23 protein-coding genes are annotated in these 24583 nt (G+C 62.5%); 16 read left to right on the forward strand and 7 right to left on the reverse strand.

The genetic code is table 11. The features are described from left to right. The first annotated feature begins 197 nt into the window (after positions 1 to 197). From BCY88_RS31695 to BCY88_RS31715, 5 genes are all read left to right on the forward strand, one after another. Positions 198 to 2645 carry a heavy metal translocating P-type ATPase gene (locus BCY88_RS31695; protein WP_120348077.1) on the forward strand — a complete coding sequence of 816 codons (2448 nt, stop codon included), beginning with the start codon at positions 198 to 200 and terminating at the stop codon, positions 2643 to 2645. A 31-nt stretch (positions 2646 to 2676) separates the two neighbouring features. Next, on the forward strand, positions 2677 to 3135 hold the full coding sequence (cueR, locus tag BCY88_RS31700; protein WP_120348078.1) for a Cu(I)-responsive transcriptional regulator: 459 nt from the start codon (positions 2677 to 2679) through the stop codon (positions 3133 to 3135). A gap of 76 nt (positions 3136 to 3211) precedes the next feature. After that, positions 3212 to 3412 carry a heavy-metal-associated domain-containing protein gene (locus tag BCY88_RS31705; protein WP_120348242.1) on the forward strand — a complete coding sequence of 67 codons (201 nt, stop codon included), beginning with the start codon at positions 3212 to 3214 and terminating at the stop codon, positions 3410 to 3412. Positions 3413 to 3676: 264 nt separating this feature from the next. Beyond that, positions 3677 to 4750 carry an MBL fold metallo-hydrolase gene (locus tag BCY88_RS31710; protein ID WP_120348079.1) on the forward strand — a complete coding sequence of 358 codons (1074 nt, stop codon included), beginning with the start codon at positions 3677 to 3679 and terminating at the stop codon, positions 4748 to 4750. A 200-nt stretch (positions 4751 to 4950) separates the two neighbouring features. Next, positions 4951 to 5604 (forward strand): peroxiredoxin, encoded by a 654-nt coding sequence (locus BCY88_RS31715; RefSeq protein WP_120348080.1) that lies wholly within the window; start codon positions 4951 to 4953, stop codon positions 5602 to 5604. Between the two features lie 621 nt (positions 5605 to 6225). On the opposite strand, the gene BCY88_RS31720 is transcribed toward BCY88_RS31715, so the two are convergent. Next, a complete protein-coding gene (locus BCY88_RS31720; protein ID WP_120348081.1) occupies positions 6226 to 6720 on the reverse strand; it encodes a hypothetical protein in 495 nt (164 codons plus the stop codon). A 615-nt stretch (positions 6721 to 7335) separates the two neighbouring features. Here BCY88_RS31720 and BCY88_RS31725 point away from each other — a divergent pair. From BCY88_RS31725 to lgt, 4 genes are all read left to right on the forward strand, one after another. Continuing rightward, a complete protein-coding gene (locus tag BCY88_RS31725; RefSeq protein WP_404935752.1) occupies positions 7336 to 8301 on the forward strand; it encodes a Tim44 domain-containing protein in 966 nt (321 codons plus the stop codon). 374 nt (positions 8302 to 8675) lie between these two features. Further along, the gene (locus BCY88_RS31730; protein WP_120348083.1) at positions 8676 to 9116 is read left to right on the forward strand and encodes a MerR family DNA-binding protein; all 441 of its coding nucleotides are present in this window, start codon (positions 8676 to 8678) and stop codon (positions 9114 to 9116) included. A 219-nt stretch (positions 9117 to 9335) separates the two neighbouring features. Further along, on the forward strand, positions 9336 to 10670 hold the full coding sequence (secY, locus tag BCY88_RS31735; RefSeq protein ID WP_120348084.1) for a preprotein translocase subunit SecY: 1335 nt from the start codon (positions 9336 to 9338) through the stop codon (positions 10668 to 10670). A gap of 149 nt (positions 10671 to 10819) precedes the next feature. Beyond that, a complete protein-coding gene (lgt, locus tag BCY88_RS31740) occupies positions 10820 to 11701 on the forward strand; it encodes a prolipoprotein diacylglyceryl transferase (protein ID WP_120348085.1) in 882 nt (293 codons plus the stop codon). A 371-nt stretch (positions 11702 to 12072) separates the two neighbouring features. Here the strand turns inward: lgt and tolA are convergent, their stop codons facing one another. Continuing rightward, positions 12073 to 13071, reverse strand: coding sequence for a cell envelope integrity protein TolA (tolA, locus tag BCY88_RS31745; RefSeq protein ID WP_259461576.1), 999 nt, complete (start codon positions 13069 to 13071; stop codon positions 12073 to 12075). Positions 13072 to 13931: 860 nt separating this feature from the next. Between tolA and BCY88_RS31750 the strand changes: the two genes are divergently transcribed. The 5 genes from BCY88_RS31750 to BCY88_RS31770 all read left to right on the forward strand — a co-directional run bounded on the left by BCY88_RS31750 (position 13932) and on the right by BCY88_RS31770 (position 18881). Further along, positions 13932 to 14177 carry a DUF2933 domain-containing protein gene (locus tag BCY88_RS31750; protein ID WP_120348086.1) on the forward strand — a complete coding sequence of 82 codons (246 nt, stop codon included), beginning with the start codon at positions 13932 to 13934 and terminating at the stop codon, positions 14175 to 14177. Between the two features lie 275 nt (positions 14178 to 14452). After that, the gene (locus tag BCY88_RS40820) at positions 14453 to 14680 is read left to right on the forward strand and encodes a DUF2933 domain-containing protein (RefSeq protein ID WP_183081500.1); all 228 of its coding nucleotides are present in this window, start codon (positions 14453 to 14455) and stop codon (positions 14678 to 14680) included. 100 nt (positions 14681 to 14780) lie between these two features. Then, entirely contained in the window at positions 14781 to 17183 is a 2403-nt protein-coding gene (locus BCY88_RS31760; protein ID WP_120348088.1) for a heavy metal translocating P-type ATPase, read from the forward strand. Positions 17184 to 17281: 98 nt separating this feature from the next. After that, positions 17282 to 17896, forward strand: coding sequence for a hypothetical protein (locus BCY88_RS31765; RefSeq protein WP_120348089.1), 615 nt, complete (start codon positions 17282 to 17284; stop codon positions 17894 to 17896). Between the two features lie 367 nt (positions 17897 to 18263). Further along, positions 18264 to 18881: a class I SAM-dependent methyltransferase gene (locus tag BCY88_RS31770; RefSeq protein ID WP_120348090.1), complete on the forward strand. Its 618-nt coding sequence runs from the start codon at positions 18264 to 18266 to the stop codon at positions 18879 to 18881. Between the two features lie 720 nt (positions 18882 to 19601). On the opposite strand, the gene merB is transcribed toward BCY88_RS31770, so the two are convergent. From merB to merT, 4 genes are all read right to left on the reverse strand, one after another. Next, on the reverse strand, positions 19602 to 20261 hold the full coding sequence (merB, locus tag BCY88_RS31775; RefSeq protein WP_259461577.1) for an organomercurial lyase MerB: 660 nt from the start codon (positions 20259 to 20261) through the stop codon (positions 19602 to 19604). Positions 20262 to 20271: 10 nt separating this feature from the next. After that, the gene (gene merA, locus BCY88_RS31780; RefSeq protein WP_120348091.1) at positions 20272 to 21957 is read right to left on the reverse strand and encodes a mercury(II) reductase; all 1686 of its coding nucleotides are present in this window, start codon (positions 21955 to 21957) and stop codon (positions 20272 to 20274) included. A gap of 101 nt (positions 21958 to 22058) precedes the next feature. After that, positions 22059 to 22334: a mercury resistance system periplasmic binding protein MerP gene (gene merP / locus BCY88_RS31785; RefSeq protein ID WP_120348092.1), complete on the reverse strand. Its 276-nt coding sequence runs from the start codon at positions 22332 to 22334 to the stop codon at positions 22059 to 22061. 12 nt (positions 22335 to 22346) lie between these two features. Next, positions 22347 to 22697, reverse strand: coding sequence for a mercuric ion transporter MerT (gene merT / locus BCY88_RS31790; protein WP_120348093.1), 351 nt, complete (start codon positions 22695 to 22697; stop codon positions 22347 to 22349). A gap of 71 nt (positions 22698 to 22768) precedes the next feature. Between merT and merR the strand changes: the two genes are divergently transcribed. Further along, positions 22769 to 23197, forward strand: a complete 429-nt coding sequence (merR, locus tag BCY88_RS31795) for an Hg(II)-responsive transcriptional regulator (RefSeq protein ID WP_120348094.1) — start codon at positions 22769 to 22771, stop codon at positions 23195 to 23197. Positions 23198 to 23700: 503 nt separating this feature from the next. Here merR and BCY88_RS40560 read toward each other — a convergent pair. After that, positions 23701 to 23865, reverse strand: coding sequence for a hypothetical protein (locus tag BCY88_RS40560; protein ID WP_259461578.1), 165 nt, complete (start codon positions 23863 to 23865; stop codon positions 23701 to 23703). 20 nt (positions 23866 to 23885) lie between these two features. Here BCY88_RS40560 and BCY88_RS40825 point away from each other — a divergent pair, with 20 nt between their 5' ends. Continuing rightward, a complete protein-coding gene (locus tag BCY88_RS40825) occupies positions 23886 to 24167 on the forward strand; it encodes a hypothetical protein (RefSeq protein WP_404935753.1) in 282 nt (93 codons plus the stop codon). Positions 24168 to 24583: the final 416 nt, after the last annotated feature.

The raw sequence follows: 24583 nt of genomic DNA on the forward strand, positions 1-24583 counted from the left end.
TCCCGAACGTTCCGGCGCCACCCAAATCGGGTGTCCGCCGGAAGACAGATACCTGTGTGCTCCATGTTGTGCATTTTTGAAGCGCACAAGGCCAGGAAACCCGCCGTGCCACTGCCGGGAGCGGGTGAAAATAGCGCTTGACCTTCCCATCGCTGAAACGTCTAGGATGACTTTAGACGGGGGGTATGGAGAGAGTCATGAGTCATCCAGCGACATTTGAGACGGACGAGGATGTCGACACCCGCGACTGGACGGTCGCAATTCAGGGCATGACCTGCGCATCGTGCGTGGCGCGCCTGGAAAAGGCGCTTCTTAGCGTTCCGGGCGTCAAACGTGCAAGTGTGAGTCTCGCCACGGAATCGGCGGTGATCAACGCGCGATCCGATCTCGCGGCGCAGGCGCTCAACGCAGCGATCGACCGGGCGGGGTATCACGTCGCAGAGGCTGAAATCGAGCTGAGCGTCAGCGGCATGACCTGTGCATCCTGTGTCGCGCGTATCGAGAAAGCGCTCGTGCGCACACCGGGCGTCGAAGCTGCGAGCGTCAATCTCGCCACGGAGCGGGCGCGTATCCGGATACTGCAGAATGCCGTCACCGCGGACGAGCTCGTCGCGGCGATTGAACGGGCTGGCTATCAGGCTGCAGTCGCGCAGGAAATCGACGAAGAGGCGGAGCCTGGCGCCTGGATCGAAGCATGGCCAGTGATCGTCGCTGCTGCACTGTCGTTGCCGCTGGTGATCCCAACCTTGGCCGGCTTTCTGGGTATGCACGTCGTCCTGCCAGTCTGGTTGCAATGGCTGCTGGCGACGCCGGTCCAGTTCTGGCTCGGTGCGCGTTTCTATCGGGCTGGGTGGAAGGCGTTGAAGGCCGGTGCGGCCAATATGGACGTGCTGGTGGCTGTCGGGACTTCGGCGGCCTATGGACTCAGTACCTGGCTGTGGCTGACCCGCGCGGGCGATACCGCCCCCGATCTGTATTTCGACGCCGCGGCCGCGGTGATCACGTTGATCCTGCTTGGCAAATGGCTCGAATCGAGGGCGAAGCGCCAGACCACCAGCGCGATCCGGGCTCTCCACGCGTTGCGACCGGAAACCGCCCGGGTCCTGCGCGATGGTCTTGAACACGATATCCGCGTTGCCGCTATCAACGTGGGCGACATGGTCGTCGTGCGGCCTGGCGAGCGGGTGCCCGTCGACGGTGTGATCGTGTCCGGTACCAGTTATCTCGATGAATCGCTGCTGACAGGCGAGAGTCTGCCGGTCGTCAAGGCGCCCGGCGACCAGGTCGTCGGCGGCGCCATCAACGGCGATGGGCTGTTACGGGTCAAGACAACGGCAATTGGCGCGGAAACGACACTGGCGCGGATCATCCGGCTCGTCGAAAACGCCCAGGCGGTCAAGGCGCCCATCCAGCGCCAGGTCGACCGTGTCGCGGCTGTTTTTGTACCGATCGTGCTGGGCATTGCCGCCGTCACACTGGTTGGCTGGTGGATGGGCGGCCGAGGTATCGAATACGCGATCATCAATGCGGTAACAGTCCTGGTCATCGCCTGCCCATGTTCGCTCGGACTGGCCACGCCGACCGCCATCATGGCGGGCACGGGTGCGGGAGCCCGGCGCGGCATCCTGATCAAGGATGCCGAAGCCCTGGAGGCGGCCCATCGAATCGCCGTTGTCGCTTTCGACAAGACCGGTACACTCACGGAGGGCAAACCCGAGCTGCTGGCTTATGTCGCCGCGACGGGCGCCACCGAAGACGAGGTGTTGACGATGTCCGCCAGCATCCAGGCCGGCAGCTCACATCCCCTTGCTACTGCAGTGCTTGCGGCCGCCTCGCGCCACGGGGGCGAGCTTGCCGTATGCGAACGGGTTCAGGCACTACCGGGGCGCGGCATGACCGCCCATCTGTCGCACGCCGGCATGATGCGTGAGTTGCGGCTTGGCAACGCCCGGCTCATGGCCGAGTCGCAGGTCGACATGGGCTCCCTGTTCGCTGTCGCCAGCGATTGGGAGCGCGAAGGAAACACGGTTTCCTGGCTGGCGGACGTCACCGGCGCACCGCGCCTGGTTGGTGCGCTCGCGTTCGGCGACACGGTGAAAGATACCGCGCGTGACGCGGTGAACCGGTTGCGCGCGCTTCGCATCGACACGGTGATGGTCACAGGCGACAACCAGGGCAGCGCGAACGCAGTGGCCCTCGAATTGGGTATTCAGCAAGTGATTGCCAACGTGTTACCCGAGGACAAGGCCGCGACCGTGAATTCACTTAGGGTCGGAAATTGTGTGGTCGCGATGGTTGGCGACGGCATCAACGATGCGCCGGCACTGGCGGCTGCTGACGTGGGGATTGCGATGGCGACCGGGACCGATGTTGCGATGCACACGGCGGGCATTACACTGATGCGGGGTGATCCGTCACTGGTGGCCGATGCGATCGATCTGTCCCGTCACACGTGGAACAAGATTCGCCAGAATCTGTTCTGGGCATTTGCCTATAACGTCATCGGTATTCCACTGGCTGCCCTGGGACTGCTCAACCCTGTGATCGCAGGCGCCGCGATGGCGGCCAGCAGCGTTAGCGTCGTGGGCAATGCACTCCTGCTCACGCGCTGGCGTCCGCCGAGTGAACGTAACAGGCACGTTTGAGTCTACGGATAACCAATAAAGGGGGACAACCATGAACATTGGCGACGCCGCACGAGCCACCGGCATGTCGGTCAAGATGATCCGGTACTACGAAAGCATTGACCTGATCCAGCCACACGGGCGTAGCGGGAGTGGCTACCGGATCTATAAGGACAGCGATGTTCACGTGCTGCGCTTCATCCGGCAGGCGCGCTCGCTCGGCTTTCCCATCGAGCACATCCGGCAGTTGCTGGCCCTGTGGCGAGATGAGGATCGGGCCAGCTCCGATGTCAAGGCCGTTGCCCTGAAACACATCGCGGAACTCAACGCGCAGATAGCCGAATTGACGTCCATGCGCGATTCGCTTGATCAACTCGCGCAGCAGTGTGCCGGGGACAGCCGTTCGGGCTGCGCGATTTTACAGGGCATACAACGGATCGAGGCAGACATCGTTCGTCCCATTGATGCAGAAACGGATACTCCGACGGACGATCGCCGGCCAATGGGCTGACGACCCTTCGTCCGACCGCTGGTCGCCTCAATACGTGACCAGCCCACCTGCTGGCGTAAAACGGGAGAGCATGATCATGCAGTTCTCAGTCGATGACATGACCTGTGGGCGTTGCGCACGCGCAATCACCGAGGCCGTAAGGGAAGCAGACCCGGTGGTTTCGGTCACTGTGGATGTGGGTGCGAAATGCGTGACGGTAATTTCTGACGTGCCATCAGGCGAGATTGTCCGAGCCATTTCGGTTGCCGGCTACACAGCCGTGATCCGTCCCGGGTGATAGCAATCGATGGCAATAGCCGGTATCGGCGTCGCGGGCTATGCCGTGGCTGTCGTCGACCGCTACGGTTTTTTTCGCGGCATTGCGACGGTTGGTGTCTGACTTGCGCCGACGGCCTGGGGGACTTTGGACATCGATCAATGCAACGTCGCCGGATGGTGTTCAGGGCAGATGACCAACCACAACCCGGGTCGCCCTGCCGAGCGCAGTCAAGTTTGTGTATGCGACTTTCAACGGCTCCTCGCCGGGCCATGGAGTTCGACCATGCTCATTTTCCGGCAGCTATTCGACCAGCAATCAGCAACCTACACATACCTCCTTGCCGAGCGTAACAGCGGCGAAGCGGTGATCATTGACCCGGTGTTCGAGCAGGCACGTCGGGACGCGGCGCTTGTCGAAGAACTCGGTTTGCGGTTGTGTTACACGCTGGACACTCACATCCATGCGGATCATGTCACGGGCGCCTGGATGCTCCAGCGCCGGACGGGCGCCCGGATCGCCGTTTCGGCAGCGAGTGGAGCGGTCGGCGCGGACCGCTATCTGACACCCGGGGATGAAATTCAATTTGGCGTGCGCCATCTGCAGATCCGAGCAACGCCCGGTCATACACATGCATGCCTGACCTTTGTGCTGGACGACGCAAGCATGGCGTTCACCGGTGACTGTTTGCTGATCAGAGGCAGCGGTCGCACCGATTTCCAGAACGGCGATCCGCGTGCCATGTACCAGTCGGTGCATCAGCAGTTATTCACGCTACCTGAAGCATGTCTGCTTTACCCCGCTCACGATTACCGTGGGCTGACTGCAACGAGTGTCGCAGAAGAGCGGCGCTTCAATCCGAGGTTAGGCGGCGAACTGGGCGAGGACGACTTCGTCGGATACATGGCGAACCTTCGACTGCCACATCCCCGGAAGATTGATGTCGCGGTCCCAGCCAATCTGAAATGCGGCCTCACTACGAATGATCCAACACAGACGGCTGATCCGGACTGGGCTCCGTTGAACTATACCTTTGCAGGCATATGGGAACTTCAGCCGCAATGGCTTGAAGAAAACGTGGATTCGGTCCAGGTGATCGACGTGCGGGAACCCATGGAGTTCGTCGGTTCGCTGGGACGGATTCGCGGCGCCACGCTCATCCCGCTGGGTGACCTGTCCCAGCGGGTCAGCGAGCTGTCGCGGGACCGCCCTATCGTGACCATTTGCCGGGCCGGAGGGCGTTCGGCTCAAGCCACGATCATCCTCCAGCAGGCGGGGTTCGATCAGGTCGCCAACCTCGCGGGCGGCATGCTGCGCTGGCGCGCGGAAGGTCATGCCGTGGACAGCGGGAGTCTTTGAGCGATGCAAACCCGTCAGGGCGGCGACCATCGCAACGGTCGGACGGCGAGAGTCTGGATACCGCCCCAAGGGTATGGACGTCATCCAGGTTCGCTTCATTCCCGGAAAGGTACACAATGAATATTCGTGATTCTCAACCCGGAGTGCCCGCTGCTTCGCGGCGGGATGACTCCGACTCACGCACGTAGTGGAGGTTTGACATGTCGATCCGCATTGGCGAGGAAGCACCCGATTTCACGGCGGAAACAACGGAAGGAACGATCCGGTTTCACGAATGGATCGGGGACAAGTGGGCCATTCTGTTCTCTCACCCGAAGGATTTCACCCCCGTTTGCACTACCGAACTCGGGTACATGGCCGGCCTGAAGCCGGAATTCGAGAAACGCAACACCCGGATAATCGGACTGAGCGTCGATCCCGTCAGCGACCATCAGAAATGGGTCGGGGATATTGCAGAGACCCAGGGACACGCGGTCAACTATCCGTTGATCGGCGACGCGGACCTGACGGTCGCGAAGCTGTATGACATGATCCACCCGAACGCAAGTGGTGGTCCGCGCACGGCAGTGGACAATGCCACGGTGCGCTCGGTTTTCCTCATCGGACCCGACAAGAAGGTCAAGGCCATGCTCGTGTATCCGATGAGCGCGGGCCGCAATTTTGACGAGGTGCTGCGGCTGCTCGATTCGCTGCAGCTGAACGCGAAGCACGCGGTTGCCACGCCGGTGAACTGGAAGCCGGGCGATGACGTCATCATTCCGACATCCGTTTCCGACGAGGATGCCAGGAAGAAGTATCCGCAGGGCTTCAAGACGCTCAAGCCGTATTTGCGGGTCGTGTCGCAACCGAAGTAACGTCTGCCTGAACAACGATAGACGCATGCCGCGTTGCGCATCAATACCGTTTGCGGTTCGATGTACAACGCGTGCGACGCGCCAAAAGGGGTTCCGCTCGATCGGGTCCACGACCGTGTCTCGCTGCCCGGCGTCGTTTCCCCAGACGGGCTTGGGCTCCCCATCCGCTGGCGCCATGCAGACATGGCGCTCTTCTTGCACCGTCGCTACCGTGCTGTTTGCGTTGCGGAGAAAGTCCACACGTCGCGGACCGAAACCGGCAGCCCGATGCATCGTTGAATCGTACGAATTTGGGCTTGCTGCGGATGAAAGAAAACGCGGTTGCGCCGCTTCGCTTTGCGGCTCGGTGGCAACCCGCCCGTCGCGGGTTCCATACCGAAATTTCGTGACATTTCCATCGTGAGAAGGTGCAAAGTGAATCAGGGTTAGAGGCATCAGCGACCCTGATGGAGTGGCGCTCGCCAGGCCACGATTGGATTCGAAGTCGAACGAACGAGCTGTGCCCGGTTTTGATCGGCCTGCTCGCGGCAACAAGGCTTGCACTGAGAAATTCTGGGCACGCTCAAAGCGCTGGATCGGGCCGTCCAGGCAGGTCAGCCGCTCATGATCGTCTGGTCGGGTTCAGTGAGCTCCCGATGTGGCATGCGCGGACGGTGACTGCGCCGGATCGTCGAACGGTAACGTTAATTCCCGAAGCGCCGCTTCGCAACGGAGGACGGTGTCAGTGCGATTCTCACCACCAATGTTTAGCAAAGCATAGCGATAGTTTTTGCCGTCCTGCAGTTCAGAGGAAAGTCGACGGCCCGCTGAATACAGCAGCTCGAACCGCACATCAGGAAACCGGAGGACGAGATCGTCTATTTCCGTTTGTTCCGGGACCTGCCGCACGAGTCTGTCTTCGAATTGCTGCGGCACGTAGCTGACCGCCGTGCGATAGCGTGCGCCTTTACGCCTCATCGCTGGACGAACACCACTTGCGATCGCGAGCGCGATCTCGTATGTAACCCCATTCACTTTTTCGATCACATCCGCGACCGTTCGCCGAAGAGGGGTGATCGTTCTGATCGCGACTCCAGTTTCCCCCGTCGTCTTCTGCAGTACGGCGATGGTCCGCATGCTGTGCACCAATACCTGGCGACGCCCAGATCGACGCTGACTTCTGCACTCGTGGTCGACTGCATTGATCGGCGTTTGCAATCACGCAGGCGTTGTGCACGCACTGCCTGCTTTCTGCCGTGTAGCGGTACATGGAAATTCTCCGCAAGGTCGACCATAGTCCCGAGTCCGGGGTTTGCCTCGATTGGAAAGTCAATCGTTTGTGCGTAGGGCATTACGCTGTTTCCAGATGCGTCCCGCCCTCCAGAACTTTCGTGACACGGACAACGACGGAACGATCAAGGCGTCGCGGCCAACGACATTGCACGTGTTTTGACGGCAAGGTCTGCATCCGTCGTACGTTGGCTACCTCAGCCGCCTGATGCCCAATGCTGACATGTTCATCTTCGTGGTCACGCATGGCCGTCTGGTTCAACGCGGCACCGAGATCCACATCGGGGGGCGGAGGCGAGATGATCAAAAGAGCTTGACCTTCCTATCGTGGAAAGTTGTAAGGTGAACTTAAGCAATGATCTGTGAGCCCTTGCATGCGAAGGCCTCAGCAACTGCAGCGGTCTGATTCCGTAGTCGTCAGGACCGCCGTGTTCCATACCCTTTGCCTCACGAGGAGGTTTTATGGACAGCCCACATTCAAATCGGTTAAGTCGCGTGTTCCGGTCGATTTCCCTGAACCGTGTGACGATGCTCGCCGCGGCCGCTGTGCTCGCTCTCGGTTTCTTCGCATCAAACGAAGCGGATGCAGCTCGGCTCGGAGGCGGTCGCAGTTTCGGCCGACAATCGCAATCGATCCAACGCCAGCAAAGCACGCCAGTCCAGCCAATGTCGCCATCGCGCGCGCAACAGGCCACGCCCTCCACGCCCTCCACGCCACCTGCAGCCACGCCCCAGCCATCGCCCAACCGTTGGCTCGGGCCGATTGCCGGTCTCGCCGCCGGTCTCGGCATTGCGGCACTGCTGTCCCACTTCGGGTTGGGTGGTGCGCTCGCGGGAGCGATGGCAAATCTTCTGATTATCGCGGCGCTGGCACTGGTCGCGGTCGGGGTGTTTCGCCTCCTTGCCCGCCGCCGCGCCGACGGCGGGCGATGGTACACGCAGGGCGCGAGGCCGGGGTTAGATTCCGCGCCGCACGGTGCGTGGCCGCAGCAGGTACAGGATATGTCTGCGGCCCCCTCGGCGGGCATCGTCGGCCCGGCACAACCTTCGGGCTTGCCGGCCGGTTTCGACACCGACGCGTTCCTGCACAATGCGACGGTCTACTTCGTCAGGATGCAGTCGGCGTGGGACAAGGATGACCTCGATGAGATCCGCGAATTCACCACGCCGGAGATGTTTGCCGAGATCAAGGTGGATCTCGACGAGCGTGGCGCCACGCCAAACCACACCGATGTCGTGCAACTCGATGCGGAAATCGTTAGCGTTGAGGAGAGCGGCGACGAGTCTCTTGCGACCGTGCGTTTCCACGGATTGATCCGCGAGACGGCGGGCGCGGCAGCCGAACCGTTTTCCGAGATGTGGACCCTGTCAAGGCAAGCCAAGCGGGGGGAGGGCTGGCTGCTCGCAGGTATCCAGCAGGTCAGCTGAAACGGCCCGCAGAGGGAGCAGTGGCACGGCGTTACCGGTTGGGTGGTCGTTTTTCCTGCGTCGGCTTTACGGATCGCGTCATCTGACCGTGGGGAGAAAGCGGGCCGCCGATCGCCGGCATTGCACCGGATCGCCGAGCCGCCTGAGCATTATTGCCAGTGCGATGGTTATCCCTGTGCACGGAAAGCCCTTGACTTTCCCATGGCGGAGCGTTGTACGCTGAACTGAAGTAACGAGGTGTCGGCATAGCCCGATCTCTCTACCGGCTATCAGGCGTCATCGGGCGATGGGCGCGTGAGACGGGAGCGCGTACGGGGGCTGTACCGATCCCCGGACAACGGACTGCACGGGACGCGTGGGCGAACGGAGGCAGCGTGAATATCGGACAGGCAGCCAGGGTGTCCGGCGTTTCAGCCAAACTGATTCCCTGCTATGACAGCAGTCACCTGCTGCATCCCGCCTTGCGCAACGCTGCAGGTTATCGCGAGTACGGCCAGCAGGACGCCCACATGCTGAGGCTCATCGGTTGCGCCCGTCGCGTTGGCTTTACGATCGGGCAGATCCAGCGTCTGTTCGGACTATGGCAGGACGCTGATCGCACCCGTGACGAGATTAGGGCGCTCGCTCTCGAGCACATCAATTCGTTAAACGGGTGCCTCGAAGAACTTCGCGCGATGCGTGACTGCCTGAGGCACCTGGTCCGGCACTGCGGAGACGCCAGACGATCAGCATTACCCGAGATTGGGAAGCGGAATGGCGAGGTGAAGGATCGATGCTGTCCGGACATGGACCAGCCCCTGGCGACCCGCGGCTGACAATGGGTAACGATCATGCACGCCACGGAATGAATGGTTAAGCGCGGACCGTGGATCAACGGCCCCCTTTCCAGCAGTCCTGCGTTGTCGGTGCCGCCATATGCGCGAGGGTTGAAGTGGCAGGCGCGACCAGTTGGATCCTCTGGGCTGTGACCCAACCGGCGGGGCAACAGCAGAGCGCGCAGGCTGAATTGTGCACGGGGCAACACGGAGGTGTTCATGGCAAATTCTGAGACTCCTCGCTACGCCAGTTTGCTCGGCCGGAAGTACGGCGATCTGCGCCGCCGGCTGATATTCCTGCTGCTAGGACTGGTCGTCTACCGGATCGGCGCGCACATCCCGGTGCCGGGCATCGACCCCGATCGGCTGGCACAGTTGTTCCAGCATCAACAGGGCGGCATCATGGGCCTGTTCAACCTGTTTTCAGGGGGCGCATTGTCGCGCTTTACGGTCTTCGCACTGGGCATCATGCCCTACATCTCCGCATCGATCATCATGCAATTGCTGGCGATCGTGTCGCCGCAACTCGAGACGTTGCGCAAGGAAGGTCAGGCCGGCCAGCGCAGGATCACGCAGTACACCCGGTATTCCACTGTAGTGCTGGCCACCTTTCAGGCGTTCGGCATCGCGGTGGCGCAGGAAAATCAGCCTGGCCTCGTGATCGATCCAGGCCTGCTGTTCCGCCTGACCACGGCGGTGACGCTCCTGACGGGCACGATGTTCCTGATGTGGCTCGGCGAACAGCTTACCGAGCGTGGCCTGGGCAACGGCATCTCGATCATCATTTTCGCCGGTATCGCGGCGGGCCTGCCCAACGCGGTTGGCGGCCTGTTCGAACTGGTGCGTACGGGTTCAATGGCTATCTTCTCGGCGATCGTGATTGGTGCGCTGGTCGTGTCGGTGACCTTCTTCGTGGTGTTCGTCGAGCGTGGGCAGCGCAAGATCCTGCTGAATTACGCCAAGCATCAGGTGGGTGCCCAGCTCTACGGCGGCCAGGCGTCGCACCTGCCGCTCAAACTGAACATGTCCGGCGTGATCCCGCCGATCTTTGCGTCGTCGATCATCCTGTTCCCGGCGACTTTCGCGAACTGGTTCAGCACGGGTGAGAACACGCGTTGGCTCAAGAACGTCGCCAGCCAGCTTTCGCCGGGCCAGCCGGCCTATGTCTTCCTGTACGCACTGGCGATCGCCTTCTTCTGCTTCTTTTACACCGCGCTGGTACTCAACAGCCGGGAAACAGCCGACAACCTCAAGAGGAGCGGCGCGTTTGTGCCAGGCATCCGCCCGGGTGAGCAGACCGCGCGTTACATCGACACGGTCCTGACGCGTCTGACGCTGGCCGGTGCCGCTTATCTGGTACTGGTTGCCTTGCTACCGGAATTCATCATCCTGCGCTGGAACGTGCCGTTCTACTTCGGGGGAACATCGCTGCTGATTATCGTCGTGGTGACGATGGATTTTATGGCGCAGGTGCAATCCTACGTGATGTCGCAGCAATATGAATCGCTGCTCTGGAAGTCAGGCTTCAAGGGCAGCGGTTTGACGCGCCACTGAGCAATGAAACCCATGACACAGACGGCACCATGGAAAGGCAACTGCGGGCGCGCGCGCCAACGGCTTCCATCGTTGCAGTCGGGGCAGTCACGCGAATGGTGTCGTCAGGCCCGATTGCAGCCAGGCCGAGCCTTTGAGAATGCCGGGCAATGCTGATTCACCCGAACTTCGATCCTGTCGCCATTCATCTCGGACCGCTCGCCGTGCGCTGGTACGGCCTCATGTACCTCGTGGCGTTCATCGCGGCCATCGTCGTCGGCCGGTTGCGGTTGCGTCTGCCACATGTTGCTGCGCAGGGCTGGAGCGCCAGGGACATCGACGACATGCTGTTCTACGGCATCGTCGGCACGATTCTCGGCGGGCGGCTCGGCTATGTGCTGTTCTACAAGGCGAACTACTACCTCGCGCATCCGCTCGATATCGTGAAAGTCTGGCAGGGCGGCATGTCGTTTCACGGCGGCCTGCTCGGCGTAACGCTGGCGATGGTGCTGTTTGCGTATCAACGCAAACGCACCTTGCTGCAGGTCACCGACTTCGTCGCGCCGATGGTGCCCGCCGGTCTTGCCGCAGGGCGTCTTGGCAATTTCATCAACGGCGAACTGTGGGGGCGCGTCACTGATCCGCAGGCGCCATGGGCGATGCTGTTCCCCACTGCAGCGAAAGACGATGCTGCATGGCTCGCGGCGCATCCGCAACTCGCGTCGCGATGGAATCTCGACGCAGTGTTCGCGCAGTACCATATGCTGCCGCGGCATCCTTCCGAACTGTACGAGATCGCGCTCGAAGGCATCGTACTGTTTTTTGTGTTGTGGTTCTTCACGCGCAAGCCACGCCCGGTGGGCGCCGCGTCCGCCATATTCCTGACCGGCTATGGTCTCGCGCGATTCACGGTGGAATTCGCGCGCGAGCCGGACGATTTCCTGGGCCTCCTCGCAATGGGCATGTCGATGGGGCAGTGGCTGTCGCTGCCGATGATTCTGGTGGGTCTGGCCATGATGGCGTGGGCATACAGACGCACAGGAAGCGTTTAGTTGGTGTTTCCTGGACGCTTGGCGCAAGCGCTCGCGAAGCGTCTGGACGCAGACAGCAACAAGTTTGGAGGGGCCGTTTCCGCCAGAGCGCTTTTGGGAGCCAGTTCACCGGACGTCGATCGTTGCGCCTGCGTCTGCGGCAAGTCTTATCGTGCGCCCACCACGCCCGGCGTACCGACACCCAACGTCGGCAATCGCAATGAACTTGCCCGCGCGACAGGCTTTCTTTGCGCAACCGGCGGCATCGACTCCCGCATCCTGCGGTACGAAGCGTCTGTATTCATGCACAGGCAGATGCGTGAGAAGCGGCACCGGGATTGTTGACTGATCTGCGCGACAGGCGCACGGTTGCGCCCGCAGACAGCGCACCATCAGCCGCCTCCGTCTTTCGGCTGCAGCGTAATCAGAAAGCTCGCGGGCGTCTGACCGTTCACGTCGAGCGGCATCGGATCGGATTTCTGGACGGCGCGCAACGCGATATCGTCCCATTGAGCATTGCCGCTCGAGCGTTGAATGGCTGCATTAAGCAGCACCCCGCCCGGCCCCAGGCGAACTGCGATGACGGTAACTGGATTCCCTTCGATGGCGCCCGGCGCGATGATGTTCGGCCGCACGCGCTGCCTGACCCTGTCGGCATAATCGGCCGACGGTGCCGTACCGCCGGAGCCGGTCTCGCTGTTCGCGAGGCCACCCTTCGCTGCCGGCTCTTCAGCGGCCATGGCCTGCAATGCAGCGAGCCTCGCCGTACGATCCTGCTCAGCCGTCTGTTTCGCCTGTTCCCGGGACCTTTGCGGCATCTGCTTCACGTCCAGTTCTCTTTGCTGTTCGGCCGTTCGCTGCACTGTGGTTAGTGGCTGCTTTGCCTGTTCGCGTTTCAGCTGGCTCTGCTGCTGTTGCCTGGCGCTCTGCCGCTCAGGCTTTGTTGGGGTCGCGCGTGGCGCGGCGACCTGTTTCCGGCGTTGCCTTTCCTGCAACGTGATGTCGGCCTGTTCATTGTGTGTGGGCAGCCGGATCGGCTGGGCAAGGGCGCGCGGCGCCTGCGGGTATGGCGGCGCCATGCCGGGCACCGCGGACCACAGTTCCGCATCCGCTCCCGCAGGCGTTCTGCTCTGCCAGCGGATGCCACTGAACAGGAACAACGCGAGCAGCGCGTGCGTCGCCAGTGCGAGTAGGAAAGCGGGCCAGATGCCGCGCTCGCGCGGCGGACGCAACGGGAAGCCCGGGTTTGCCGTCGCGTGCGATCTGACGCGTAGCCCCGCGCGGTTCACGGTGTACGTCTTCGCCCAGGACATCAACCTCACCATCACTGCACCTTCGTACTTCATGCCCACGCCGACGGCCATCAGGACCGGATGGTTCAGCTTCGCCAATATGGCTGGTCACGAAATTCCTGCGATCCGTTTTATGCGTCGTGTTCTTCAGCGTCGCTCTGTCGCTGACGTATCTGTAGCGTACCACTCATCTCGCTATCGGTGCGGACTACGAAACACTGTCCGCGGGGGTAAATCAGGCTCTTTCGACCGTGCGCCGAAGTGTCCGGCAGCCCAGCGAGGCAGCGGGCGACTCAAAATGGCGGAAGGGCGTCGGTGTGGCGATGATGAAAAACGCCTTTACCGGGTGAGGTCGAAGCAGCTCCGGTTAATCGGGCAAAAGGATGCCAGGAAGTGGTACCGGAAGGCATGCTTTCCGGTGGCCGCCCGATACCCGATTGCGGAGGCGTGATTGGGGTCAAACCCGCATGATGCAGTGCGGTTCCGATCCGTTGCGACGTCATGCTGACCGGACATTGTGGCCCGAGAGGAAGGTCGCTCTGCCGACGCGACACCTTTTCTTCATACGAGCGTCGGGCTTCAGATGGTTTCGTCTGTTGTGCAGTTGGGTGCGGTTGAAAGACCTTGACATTCCAATTGGAGGAACGTCTAGAGTGAAATTATGGATAAGTGCCCGGCCCCTTCGCAGATGTCTGGGATGGGGCCGCCTGGCGCGACCGCACCAGTCCGTTATCCGGGTCACCGGTCGACCGATCGCGGGCCGGCTGTTGCAAGGGGCAAAGAGAGCGCCGTGAACGTCAGGGAAGCCACATGGTATGGACGGGCGCCCCAACCGCGATGCAGACGATGAGAAGATGATCCGCGCCTATGCCGACAGGATCCAGACCCGACAGTCGAAATGACATGCCCGTTTTCACCGATCGCCTGAGACAACGGAAGATCGATACAGGAGTGACACCATGAAGTGCACGAAAACCATGCTTGCCACCGGTGCCGGCCTGCTGGGCGTGCTGGCAGTGGCATACATCGCATTCCCGCAATTCCAGAGCCTCGTACTGAGCCTGGGACCTTACCTGCTGTTCCTGCTGTGCCCGTTGTCGATGCTGTTCATGATGAAAGGTATGAACTCATCCAGGGGTCATCGTGACGAGTCTGGCTCGAGCACCGCGCGAGAATCCGAACGGCGGCCTGCGGGCAGGGACTGATGCCCTCCATGCCGATGTTGATGTGGTTCCGTTCGTCCGCGGTCCAGACGCTGCAGGAGCAAGTCGGGCACGGCGCAGCCCGCGAAATAGCCGCCAGGGCCTCGAGCGGCAAGTCCATGCATGAGGAATGACGCAGGCGATCGAGGGTATCCCGTTCCTGCGGTTGAAGTGACATACCTGTCAGCGCTCTCCGGGGACAACTGAAGATCGTGTGAGGAGTCACATTGTGAAAGGCACGAAAACCATGGTTGCGACCGGCGCGAGCCTGGCTGCTCTTGGTCACATATAGCGCCTTCCCCGGATTCCGAAGCCTCGTGATCAGGCTGGAGCACGCCCTGCTGATCCTGGCGTGCCCGTTGTCGATGCTACTCATGATGAATGATATGGGTTCGCGTCAGGATCGCCGCGACCAGTCCGGCGCGGGTACCGCCCGGGAGCCTCGGGCGGCGACTGGCGGGCAAAGAATAGTTCCCGCTGTCTTGCGTAAATACTGCGGGCAGTAGCGCCACGGGTTCGCCTGCGCCCCGGAGCGCAGCCGTCTGGAAGAGCATGCAGCTTCGAAGACAGGACGCGCGCTGCGCGTCGAGCAGGGAAGGAGCGATCATGGCGAACACCGATCCGGTACGCGGGATGACCGTCGAGGAAAATGCAGCGGAGGGCCACGCATCGCATCAGGGGCGGACGTATCACTTCTGTTCGGCGCACTGCCTGCAGCGCTTCGAGGCGGATCCTGCCAGGTACATCACGCCCCCACCCTCCGGCGCGGCGGGCGACGCAGTCGGCAGCTATACCTGTCCGATGCATCCGGAGATCCGCCAGCCGGGGCCTGGCACCTGCCCGAAGTGCGGGATGGCGCTGGAACCCGACGTGCCGTCCCTGGCTCCAGCCACGCCTACCGAATATATCTGCCCGATGCATCCCGAGATCGTGCGCGGCGCCCCCGGCGCCTGTCCAGTCTGCGGCATGGCGCTCGAGCCGAAGGTTGCGGCACCCACACTGGAGAACCCGGAACTGGCGGATATGACACGGCGCTTCTGGACCAGCGTCGCGCTCGCGCTCCCCTTGTTCCTCATGGCGATGGGCGCCGATCTCTGGCCGGCCGCCGCGTCGCGCCTCATCGCGCACGACACGCTCCAGTGGCTCGAGTTCGCGCTCGCTACGCCCGCCGTTCTGTGGTGTGGCTGGCCACTTTTCGTGCGCGGCTGGCAGTCGGTGGTCAACCGCAGCCTGAACATGTTCACGCTCATTGCCCTGGGCGTAGGCGTCGCCTGGGGCTACAGCGCAGTGGCGCGCCTGATGCCGTCCGTCTTCCCGTCAAATATCCGGATGCCGGACGGGAGCGTGCCGATGTATTTCGAAGCAGCGGCTGTCATCACGGCGCTGGTGCTGCTCGGTCAGGTGCTGGAGCTGCGGGCGCGCAGCCATACGAACGCCGCCATCCGTATGCTGCTCGGTCTAGCTCCGAAAACTGCGCGCATTGTGCGGGACGGCGGGCACGAAGAGGACATTCCGCTGGCGCAGGTCCGGCCGGGGGACGTGCTGCGCGTGCGACCGGGCGAGAAGATCCCGGTGGACGGTGTGGTGAAAGAAGGCACGAGCGGGGTCGACGAGTCAATGGTGACGGGCGAACCTCTTCCCGTCGAAAAGCAGGCAGGCGAGCGCGTCATTGGCGCGACGCTGAACGGCACCGGCTCGCTTGTCATGCGCGCCGAACGAGTGGGCGCCGAGACGCTGCTCGCGCAGATCGTGCGCATGGTTGCCGAAGCCCAGCGTAGCCGCGCGCCGATTCAGCGACTGGTGGATGTCGTATCCGGCTATTTCGTTCCGGCCGTAATCGTTGCTGCTCTCATTACGCTGGTAGTCTGGGGCGGCTGGGGGCCGGAACCGCGGATGGCCCATGCGATCATCAACGCGGTCGCGGTACTTATCATCGCCTGTCCATGCGCGCTGGGGCTCGCGACGCCGATGGCCATCATGGTCGGCACGGGCCGCGGCGCCAGTGCGGGGGTCCTTATCAAGAATGCCGAGGTGCTGGAGACTTTGCAGAAGGTGGACACGCTGGTCGTCGACAAGACGGGCACGCTCACGCTGGGCAAGCCGAGGCTCACGGCCGTGATGGTGGCGTTGGGATTCGACGATCATCAGGTGTTGCAGCTCGGCGCAAGCCTCGAGCGGGCCAGCGAGCATCCGCTGGCGGGAGCGATCGTCGCGGGGGCGCAGGAGAAGGGCCTCGCGCTGTTGCCGGTGGCCGACTTCAAGTCGCTCACGGGCAAGGGTGTGACCGGCGTCGTGAATGGCCATGAAGTAGGCATCGGCAACCGCAGTTTGCTGGACGCGCTCAGCGTCGGTACCGCCGCGCTGGACGGGCAGGCGGCGGCCATGAGAGCGGAAGGCCAGACCGTGATGTTCGTGGCAGTGGACCGCGAGGCGGCGGGACTTATCGGCGTCAACGATCCGATCAAGGACACGACACCGGAAGCAATCCGCGCGCTTCACGCGCAGGGGATACAGGTCGTGATGCTCACCGGCGACAACCGCGTGACTGCTGACGCGGTGGCCCGCAAGCTCGACATCGGCCAGGTGTTCGCCGACGTGCTTCCCGAACAGAAGACCGTGGTAGTGAAGCGCCTGCAGGCGGACGGACGTATCGTGGCGATGGCGGGAGACGGTATCAACGACGCACCTGCGCTCGCCCAGGCGCACGTCGGAATTGCCATGGGTACGGGCACTGACGTCGCCATGGAGAGTGCTGGCGTCACGCTGGTCAAGGGTGATCTGCGGGCGATCGTGCGGGCACGGGGCCTGAGCCGCGCCACCATGCGCAACATCCGGCAGAACCTGTTCTTCGCGTTCATTTACAACGCGCTCGGCATACCGGTTGCGGCTGGCGTGCTGTATCCGGTCTTCGGCCTGTTGCTCTCACCGGTCATCGCGGCTGCGGCCATGAGTTTCAGTTCGGTGTCCGTGGTAATGAATGCGCTGCGCCTGAACCGGGTTCGGCTCTGATTTCGCGCCCATACTCCGCAAACTAGGGGACAACCGGTTTGGCGGTTCCTGAGCTGTCTCGGTCCACTTCACTCTCTTCCGACATTGACGGAGCATCCATGTCAATTCGCATGAAACTCGGCCTTACGCTGGCTACCTTCGCTTTCGTTGGCGTGACGCTCGCACAGACGCCGGCGGTCAAGCCGGAACGCATTCGTGGCGAGATTGTTGCACTCGATGGCGATATCCTGAAGGTGCACCGCCGCAGCGGTGAGACCGTGTCCGTCGAAATCAAACCTGCCGTGACGGTCTCGGCAGTCAAGGCGATCAATCTGTCTGAGATCAGGCCCGGTTCGTTTGTAGGTACGGCAGCCACGAGGGGCGCCGACGGCAGGCTGACCGCTACCGAAGTTCTGCTCTTCCCGGAAGCCGCGCGCGGCACGGGTGAGGGGCACTACGCGTGGGACCTGGGTCCGAACAGTACGATGACGAATGGGAACGTGGATGCCGTCGTCGAAGGTACCAGCGGTCGCGACCTGAAGCTTTCGTACAAGGGTGGCAGCAAGACAGTGACCGTGCCGCCCAATGTTCCGGTCGTAACCTTTGCCCCGGCAACGCGCGGCGACCTCACGCCGGGCAAGAAGGTCTTCGTGGTGGCGACGCCCGTGCAGCAGGGCGCGTTTGTGGCGCAACGTGTCATAGTGGAGAAGGATGGGGTTGTGCCGCCCATGTGATGGGCTCGGGCCACGATGACGACTGCGCGCGGCGCGTCAGATCCTGAAGGGCTGCTTTCGAGCAAAGCGACTGACCGGAATGGAGTGCCTGCTGCCGTCCCGACCGTCCGGGTCCGGCCACTATCCACGCAATCGAACTATGCCCAGATGGGGTATTGGACCAGGCGCTGGCCACAGCCCCGATGCGCATGGAGGCGGGCACAGGGCGTAGGCAGGCGACGCGACAGCAGGTGAAACCGCTGCCCCTCGCGTTGTCGAACGGAGACGGAGCGCCGCTGGGTTCAATTGGCGACGAGGTACGTGTTCGCGAACACGTCGCAAGGCGAGCTTTGTCGAACTGCAGCGCTGACCTGAATGAGGATAACGGATGGGTCTCTATCGCAATGTCATTCTGCCCTCGCTTTGCGACTTCGTGATGCGCAACCGGTTTCTTCTGCCCTACCGGGAACGGATCATTGGCAGCGCCGAAGGCACGGTGCTCGAAATCGGCGCGGGGTCAGGTCTGAATCTGCCGCTGTACGACGCGGGCGTGAGAGAGGTTCTCGCACTTGAACCCGATCCCAAACTCATGACCATGGCGCGGCGCAACGCGAAGCAGGCGAGACGACCGGTAACTTTTCTGGACGCGTCGGCAGAGGCGATCCCGCTGGAAGACAGGAGCGTTGATACGGTCGTCACTACCTGGACCCTGTGCACGATCCCGGAGGCAATGCGCGCGCTGGAGGAAATGCGTCGCGTGCTGAAGCCGGCCGGACACCTGCTCTTCGTCGAGCATGGTCTCGCGCCCGAAGCGAGCGTATGCAAGTGGCAGAACCGCTTGACGCCTGCATGGAAGTGCATCAGTGGCGGCTGCCATCTGAATCGGCCCATCCGGCAAATGATCGAAAGTGGCGGCTTCAGCATCGACCAGATCGACACGGGCTACGCGCCGGGCCCCAGGCCGATGAGTTTTCTGTACGAGGGGAGTGCCCGACCGAACCGCTAGTCCGTACCTGCGCGCGGGTGCTCGGTAGCGAAAGTTTGCATGCCGAACATCTCTGGAATACTGCCGCCATATCTGAAAAGGACTATGACTCGCCGGTCGAAGCGGGCACAGAAGCCGCAGGGGCGTCAGCGGGAGAACAGAGCGGGGGACTCTGCGATGAAAGAATCAATCCCGGAACACCGGGCGTCCGGCGCCACACGTCGGGATTTCATCTTTGCATTGACCACGGGGTGGGTAATTGCTGTGCCGTGGTTGCCGGAATCCGTACCGATATTGCATCTGCGCACCTCCGGATTGATATGGATGGCGTCCTCCCGAACAAGGAGATCAGTACAGAGGTCGCCTTAGGCGACTCAATCCGGAAACTGGCGAAGGAGGGGGCGCTCGATTCGGACAAATACCGGGCCGTGAACTCTTCGGGGCACGGTCTCCCCCCGCAAAGACGCAAGTGCCATCCGATCCACGCTGCACGACGACGCGCTGATGGCATTTGAGCGCGCCTGTTCCGAGAAAGACCTCGAAGTTGCCTGGTACCTGCTTCGCACGCTTGAAGTCATCTCGCGCCGCGAGACGAATGACGCGTCGCCCGATAGAGCGTACCGGGTGCTGTCGCATTGCCTGGGAGGAATCCAGGCGTCTTCGAGAAGAAACATGGCGCCGTCCGTCAGATTCGTCCTGGCGCGCCAGCGGGAGCCGCGAGGTGATCCGGAAATGGCGGAATTACACGTGGTCCGCGTTCTTCGTGTTTCGCAACCGGGCAGCCTGCAATAGCCGTTGCGCAGTCTCGCGGCCCACGTCGAAGGCATCGTGGACGTTCACGATGTCCACGCCAGCATGTGTCGAGGTCCAGTCGTGAGCCGCGGCGGCGGAGGCAAAGAAATGCACATGGCAGCAGAAGGCCGCGCGGATATCGGCGATGTCCCCTGGGAGTAACAGCGACACGACCGCGCCGGCCGGTTCGACATCCTGGATCGCGCTCGGCGTGACCGTCAGCGCCACCGGCACGCCAGTGCCGGCGCAGCGCGAGACCACATGGGCCGTCCGATCGATCAGGGCGGGGAAGAACAGGGTGTCAAATGCGCACCACGTGTACAGGCGCCGTCCGTCGATTTCGAAGGCGTGAGCGGTCTCGCGCAGGGTCAGGCCGTAACCGACAACGTTGCCGTCGTCATCCCACTCGGTGCTGACGGCCTGTTGGAGTGCCATTGCCACGCGTTCAACGGGCCAGTCGAGGGCCAGCGCGAGCGTGCCAGGAGAAACCGGCCGTCCCTTGGCGAGCTCGCGCAACAACACGACAAAAAGCTCCTCGAGCCCTTCGGACCGGAAGGCCATCGTCAGCCGGTCGACGAGTTCTGCCGTGTAGCGTGCAAGGTCCATCATTGCGTCCTGGTTATCCGGCGCAGCACGAGAGCTGCTTCACGTCCTTCGAGAAGGTCTGTGCGGTGAGCTTCAGCGCCTCCACCATCGTCAGGTAGGGGAACAGCTGGTCGGCGAGCTCCTGTACGGTCATCCGTGCATGGATCGCGATTGCCGCCGTCTGGATGATTTCGCCCGCCTCAGCGGCCACCGCCTGTACGCCGATCAGGCGACCGCTGCCTGCTTCGGCCACGAGCTTGACGAATCCGCGTGTGTCGAAGTTCACCAGGGCGCGCGGCACGTTGTCGAGTGCCAGCGTGCGGCTGTCGGTCTCAATGCCCGCATGATGTGCTTCCGCCTCGCTGTAGCCGACCGTTGCCACCTGTGGGTCGGTGAACACCACGGCGGGCATCGTGGAGAGATCGAGCCGCGCGTCACCGCCTGTCATGTTGATCGCCGCGCGCGTGCCGGTCGCCGCCGCAACATAGACGAACTGCGGCTGGCTGGTGCAGTCGCCGGCCGCATAGATGTCAGGTGCGCTAGTGCGCGTGCTGCTGTCGATCACGATGCCGCCGCGCTCGTCGAGCTGCACGCCCGCACTCGCCAGGTTCAGGCCGCCGGTGTTGGGCGACCGTCCCGTGGCAATCAGCAGCTGGTCCGCCCGCAGTTCGCCGTGGTTCGTGGCGAGCACGAATTCGCCATCGACGTGCGATACGCGGCTCGCCCGCGTCTGCTCCAGCACGACGATGCCTTGCGCCCGGAAGGCCGCGGTTAAGGCTTCGCCGATGTCCGGGTCTTCACGGAAAAGCAGGGCGCTCCGTGCGAGGATGGTGACGCGGCTGCCCAGCCGGGCGAAGGCCTGAGCCAGCTCGACGGCCACCACCGACGAGCCGATCACGGCCAGCCGCTTCGGGATCGCGTCGCTGGCGAGCGCCTCGCAGGAGGTCCAGTACGGCGTGTCCTGGAGGCCCGGAATCGGCGGGAACGCTGCGCTGGCGCCAGTGGCAATCAGGCAGCGGTCGAACGGTACCTCGCGTTCGCCACCGGCCGTGAGCGCGACGGCGAGCGCATGGGTACCCGTGAAGCGCGCTTCGCCATGCAGCACATTGATGTTCGGGTTGGCGTCCAGAATGCCTTCGTATTTGGTGTGGCGCAGTTCGTCCACGCGCGCCTGCTGCTGGGCGAGCAGGCGCGGCCGGTCGATCGCCGGCGTCACGGCGCTGATACCCGCATCGAACGGGCTCGTCTGCCGCAGATGCGCGATATGGGCCGCGCGGATCATGATCTTCGACGGCACGCAGCCGACATTCACGCATGTACCACCGAGGGTGCCGCGCTCGATCAGCGTTACGTGGGCACCGTTTTCGGCGGCCTTCAGCGCCGCCGCCATCGCAGCGCCCCCGCTGCCGATCACGGCGATGCGGAGCCTGCCGGCCACGCTACGTGCCTTTTCGTGGCCCTCGAGCCACCCCAGCGCATTGTCGAACGATCCGGCTGGCGCGTTCATCGACTGACCCTCGGCCAGCGCTGCGCGATAACCAAGCCGGGCCACTGCGGAGGTGAGCGCATCCACGGACGTACGGGGATCCGTCCTGACGCTCGCGGTGCCTTGTGGATACGACACTGTCGCCGACATCACCCCTGGTACGTTCTCCAGCGCGGACCGGATAGGGGCCGCGCACGAGGCGCAGGTCATCCCGGCAATTCGCAATTCGGTCATGTAAAGACTCCTTTCTTTGACGGTCACGGCGCTCCACCTTATCTGCGCCGAATCGGCAACGCGTGTCAGCACGTCTATCGTGCAGATCCCGGCCGCGAGGCCTATCGCTTCACCGAACACGGATAGCCCGCGTTCGCGGTCGCGCGCGTCAGCGCCGCAATACTCGTCTTCGCGTCATCGAACGTGACCACCGCTTCGCGCCTGTCGAAGTTCACATCGGTGTGAATCACACCCTGGACCTTGCTGAGGGCTTTCTTCACGGTGATCGGACAGGCCGCGCAGGTCATACCCGGCACGGCCAGTGTGACGGTCTGCGTCGCGGCCCAGACCGGAACAGCTACGAGGGCAACCGCGAGCGCAGCGAGCAGCTTTTTCATGACGAACTCCGGTCAGTAGAACAGCGGCAGGACATAGGGAAAACCGAGCGCGACCAGTACCAGCGCGACCACGATCCAGAACACAAGCTTGTACCCGGCGCGCACCTTCGGGAGAGTGCAGACCACACCGGGCTTGCACGCCTGCGCCGGACGGAAAATGCGCCGCCCGGCAAGGAACAGTGCCACCAGTGCCGCCCCGATGAATATCGGTCGGTAGGGTTCGAGCACGGTCAGATTGCCGATCCAGGCCCCGCTAAAACCTAAAGCGACCAGCACCAGCGGCCCGAGGCAGCAGGTCGAGGCGAGGATCGCGGCCAGCCCGCTGGTGAAGAGCGCGCCGCGCCCGTTTCCCTGTTCAGCCATGCGCGTGTCCTTTCGAATCCTGGATGAATAGCGTAACCTTACTTCCGTACCTGTGTACGGAGTCAAGCGGTATGGAGAACGATCGTGAAAGTCTGACCATCAGCGCTTTCGCCAGGGCGGCCGGCGTCAACGTGGAAACCATCCGGTTCTATCAGCGCAAGGGGTTGCTGCATGAGCCGGATAAGCCGTCGGGCGGCATTCGTCGCTACGGTGAAGCCGATGTCAAGCGCGTGCGGTTCGTCAAATCTGCCCAGCGGCTCGGCTTCAGCCTCGACGAAATCGCCGACCTGCTGAGGCTGGAAGACGGGACGCATTGCGATGAGGCGAGCAGTTTGGCCGAGCACAAACTCGGGGACATCCGGGACAAGCTCGCGGACCTTCAGCGCATGGAAGCCGTGCTGACCGAACTCGTGTGCGCGTGCCACTCGCGCAGGGGCAGTGTGGCGTGTCCACTGATTGCCTCATTGCAACGAGGCGAAGAGCCGCGCCACGCCGATTAGGGATTGCTTCGAGGTGCCATTCGGAAAAATCAACTTCTCGTGGCACCGCATCAACAACAGGGAAGTGCCAGCCTATACACCGGCCGGCGTGGCGGAGTCGTCGCGGTCAGCTAAAGCCCGCGCGTGCCCGCTCATTCGGACGCCCGGGCGCGCCTGACATCATGACGTTTGCGAGCGATGTGTGCGACGCATCAAGACGATTCACACCTGGTGTCGTTGCTGGCTGCGGCCCAGCTTGGCGATCAGGCGAGTTACACGCGACTGCTTCTCGATATAACCCCCTATTGCGCCGCCTCACGCGGCAGGGGTGGCTATGCCTATCATGTCCAAGTTTGCATGACGCAAGCATCACACAAGATATCGAAGGCTCTATGTTCATCAGTTGAATCGGTACTGCAAGTCCAGTTCTGTCGTGCACGAAGGCCGACAGCCTGGTGGCATTCCAAGGTTCGGAATGGTCCTAATCGCCTTGATGCACGTTCGCACTTCGTGCCCGCACTCTCTTACGGCGCGATAGCGGCATTGAGGCGCGCCGGCTTGCGCTTGCGTCGATCGACGATATTTTTTGCTATCGATCCGCACACGCTTTCCAAACAGTTTTCAGAGCAATGCGCCTCATCTCGCCGCGCCGGCAGCAGCGCGGGCACTGGATCGTGCAGCGTTGGCATCTGGCGAGATTGATGCGGTCGTGGGCATTACAAGTGCCAGATATATGTGTCCGGGCCTATCGGGTTATGTCGTTGAGCGTGTGGGCCTGCGCGCAGACGTTCAGGCATTCGACCTTGTGGGACAGGGTTGCGCCGCCGCTTTGCCTAATCCACCACTCGACCATGCGTTCGTGGGGGATCCGCTGCCGGCGCATCTTGCGGCTGCGGGCACGTGCTGTGAATCTGCGTCGAAGTCAGTAGAGCGGCGGTGTATCTGGATAACGTCCCTGGCGTCAATACAAGCTCTCGTTTTTCGGCCGTAAGCACGGATCGCTCGTGAGCCGATACGCGACTCGCCCGGACCGACGCTCTCCAGTTCGTCTAATTGGGGAGCGAACAAGGTCCGCGCTAATACTCTGCAGCGCATTAGCGCCGTATCCCGGCATGCCTCCTTTATCGCCAAAAGGCGCGACAGTCAGTTGCGGCACAGCAACAGCTCTCACCGTAATACCACTCAGTTTGCCGCGACTCCGGAATATCATCCAACGCCTATCATTGATACATCGCCACACGACATCGTTGGTCCGCTCGTCGCTTGCGCCAGCGAAGTCAGGGCGTGTAGCACCGAGCGCTGGCACGCGCGGAAAGATGTCGCGTGAGCCGCCGGACGTCAGTTGCGCGGCGGCGAGCCTGATGTGGCGTTTGGGCGCCGTTCCTTGTCGCGATGGCGCAGGATCGA

This window comes from Paraburkholderia fungorum, from assembly GCF_003610895.1.
Classification (GTDB): domain Bacteria; phylum Pseudomonadota; class Gammaproteobacteria; order Burkholderiales; family Burkholderiaceae; genus Paraburkholderia; species Paraburkholderia fungorum_B.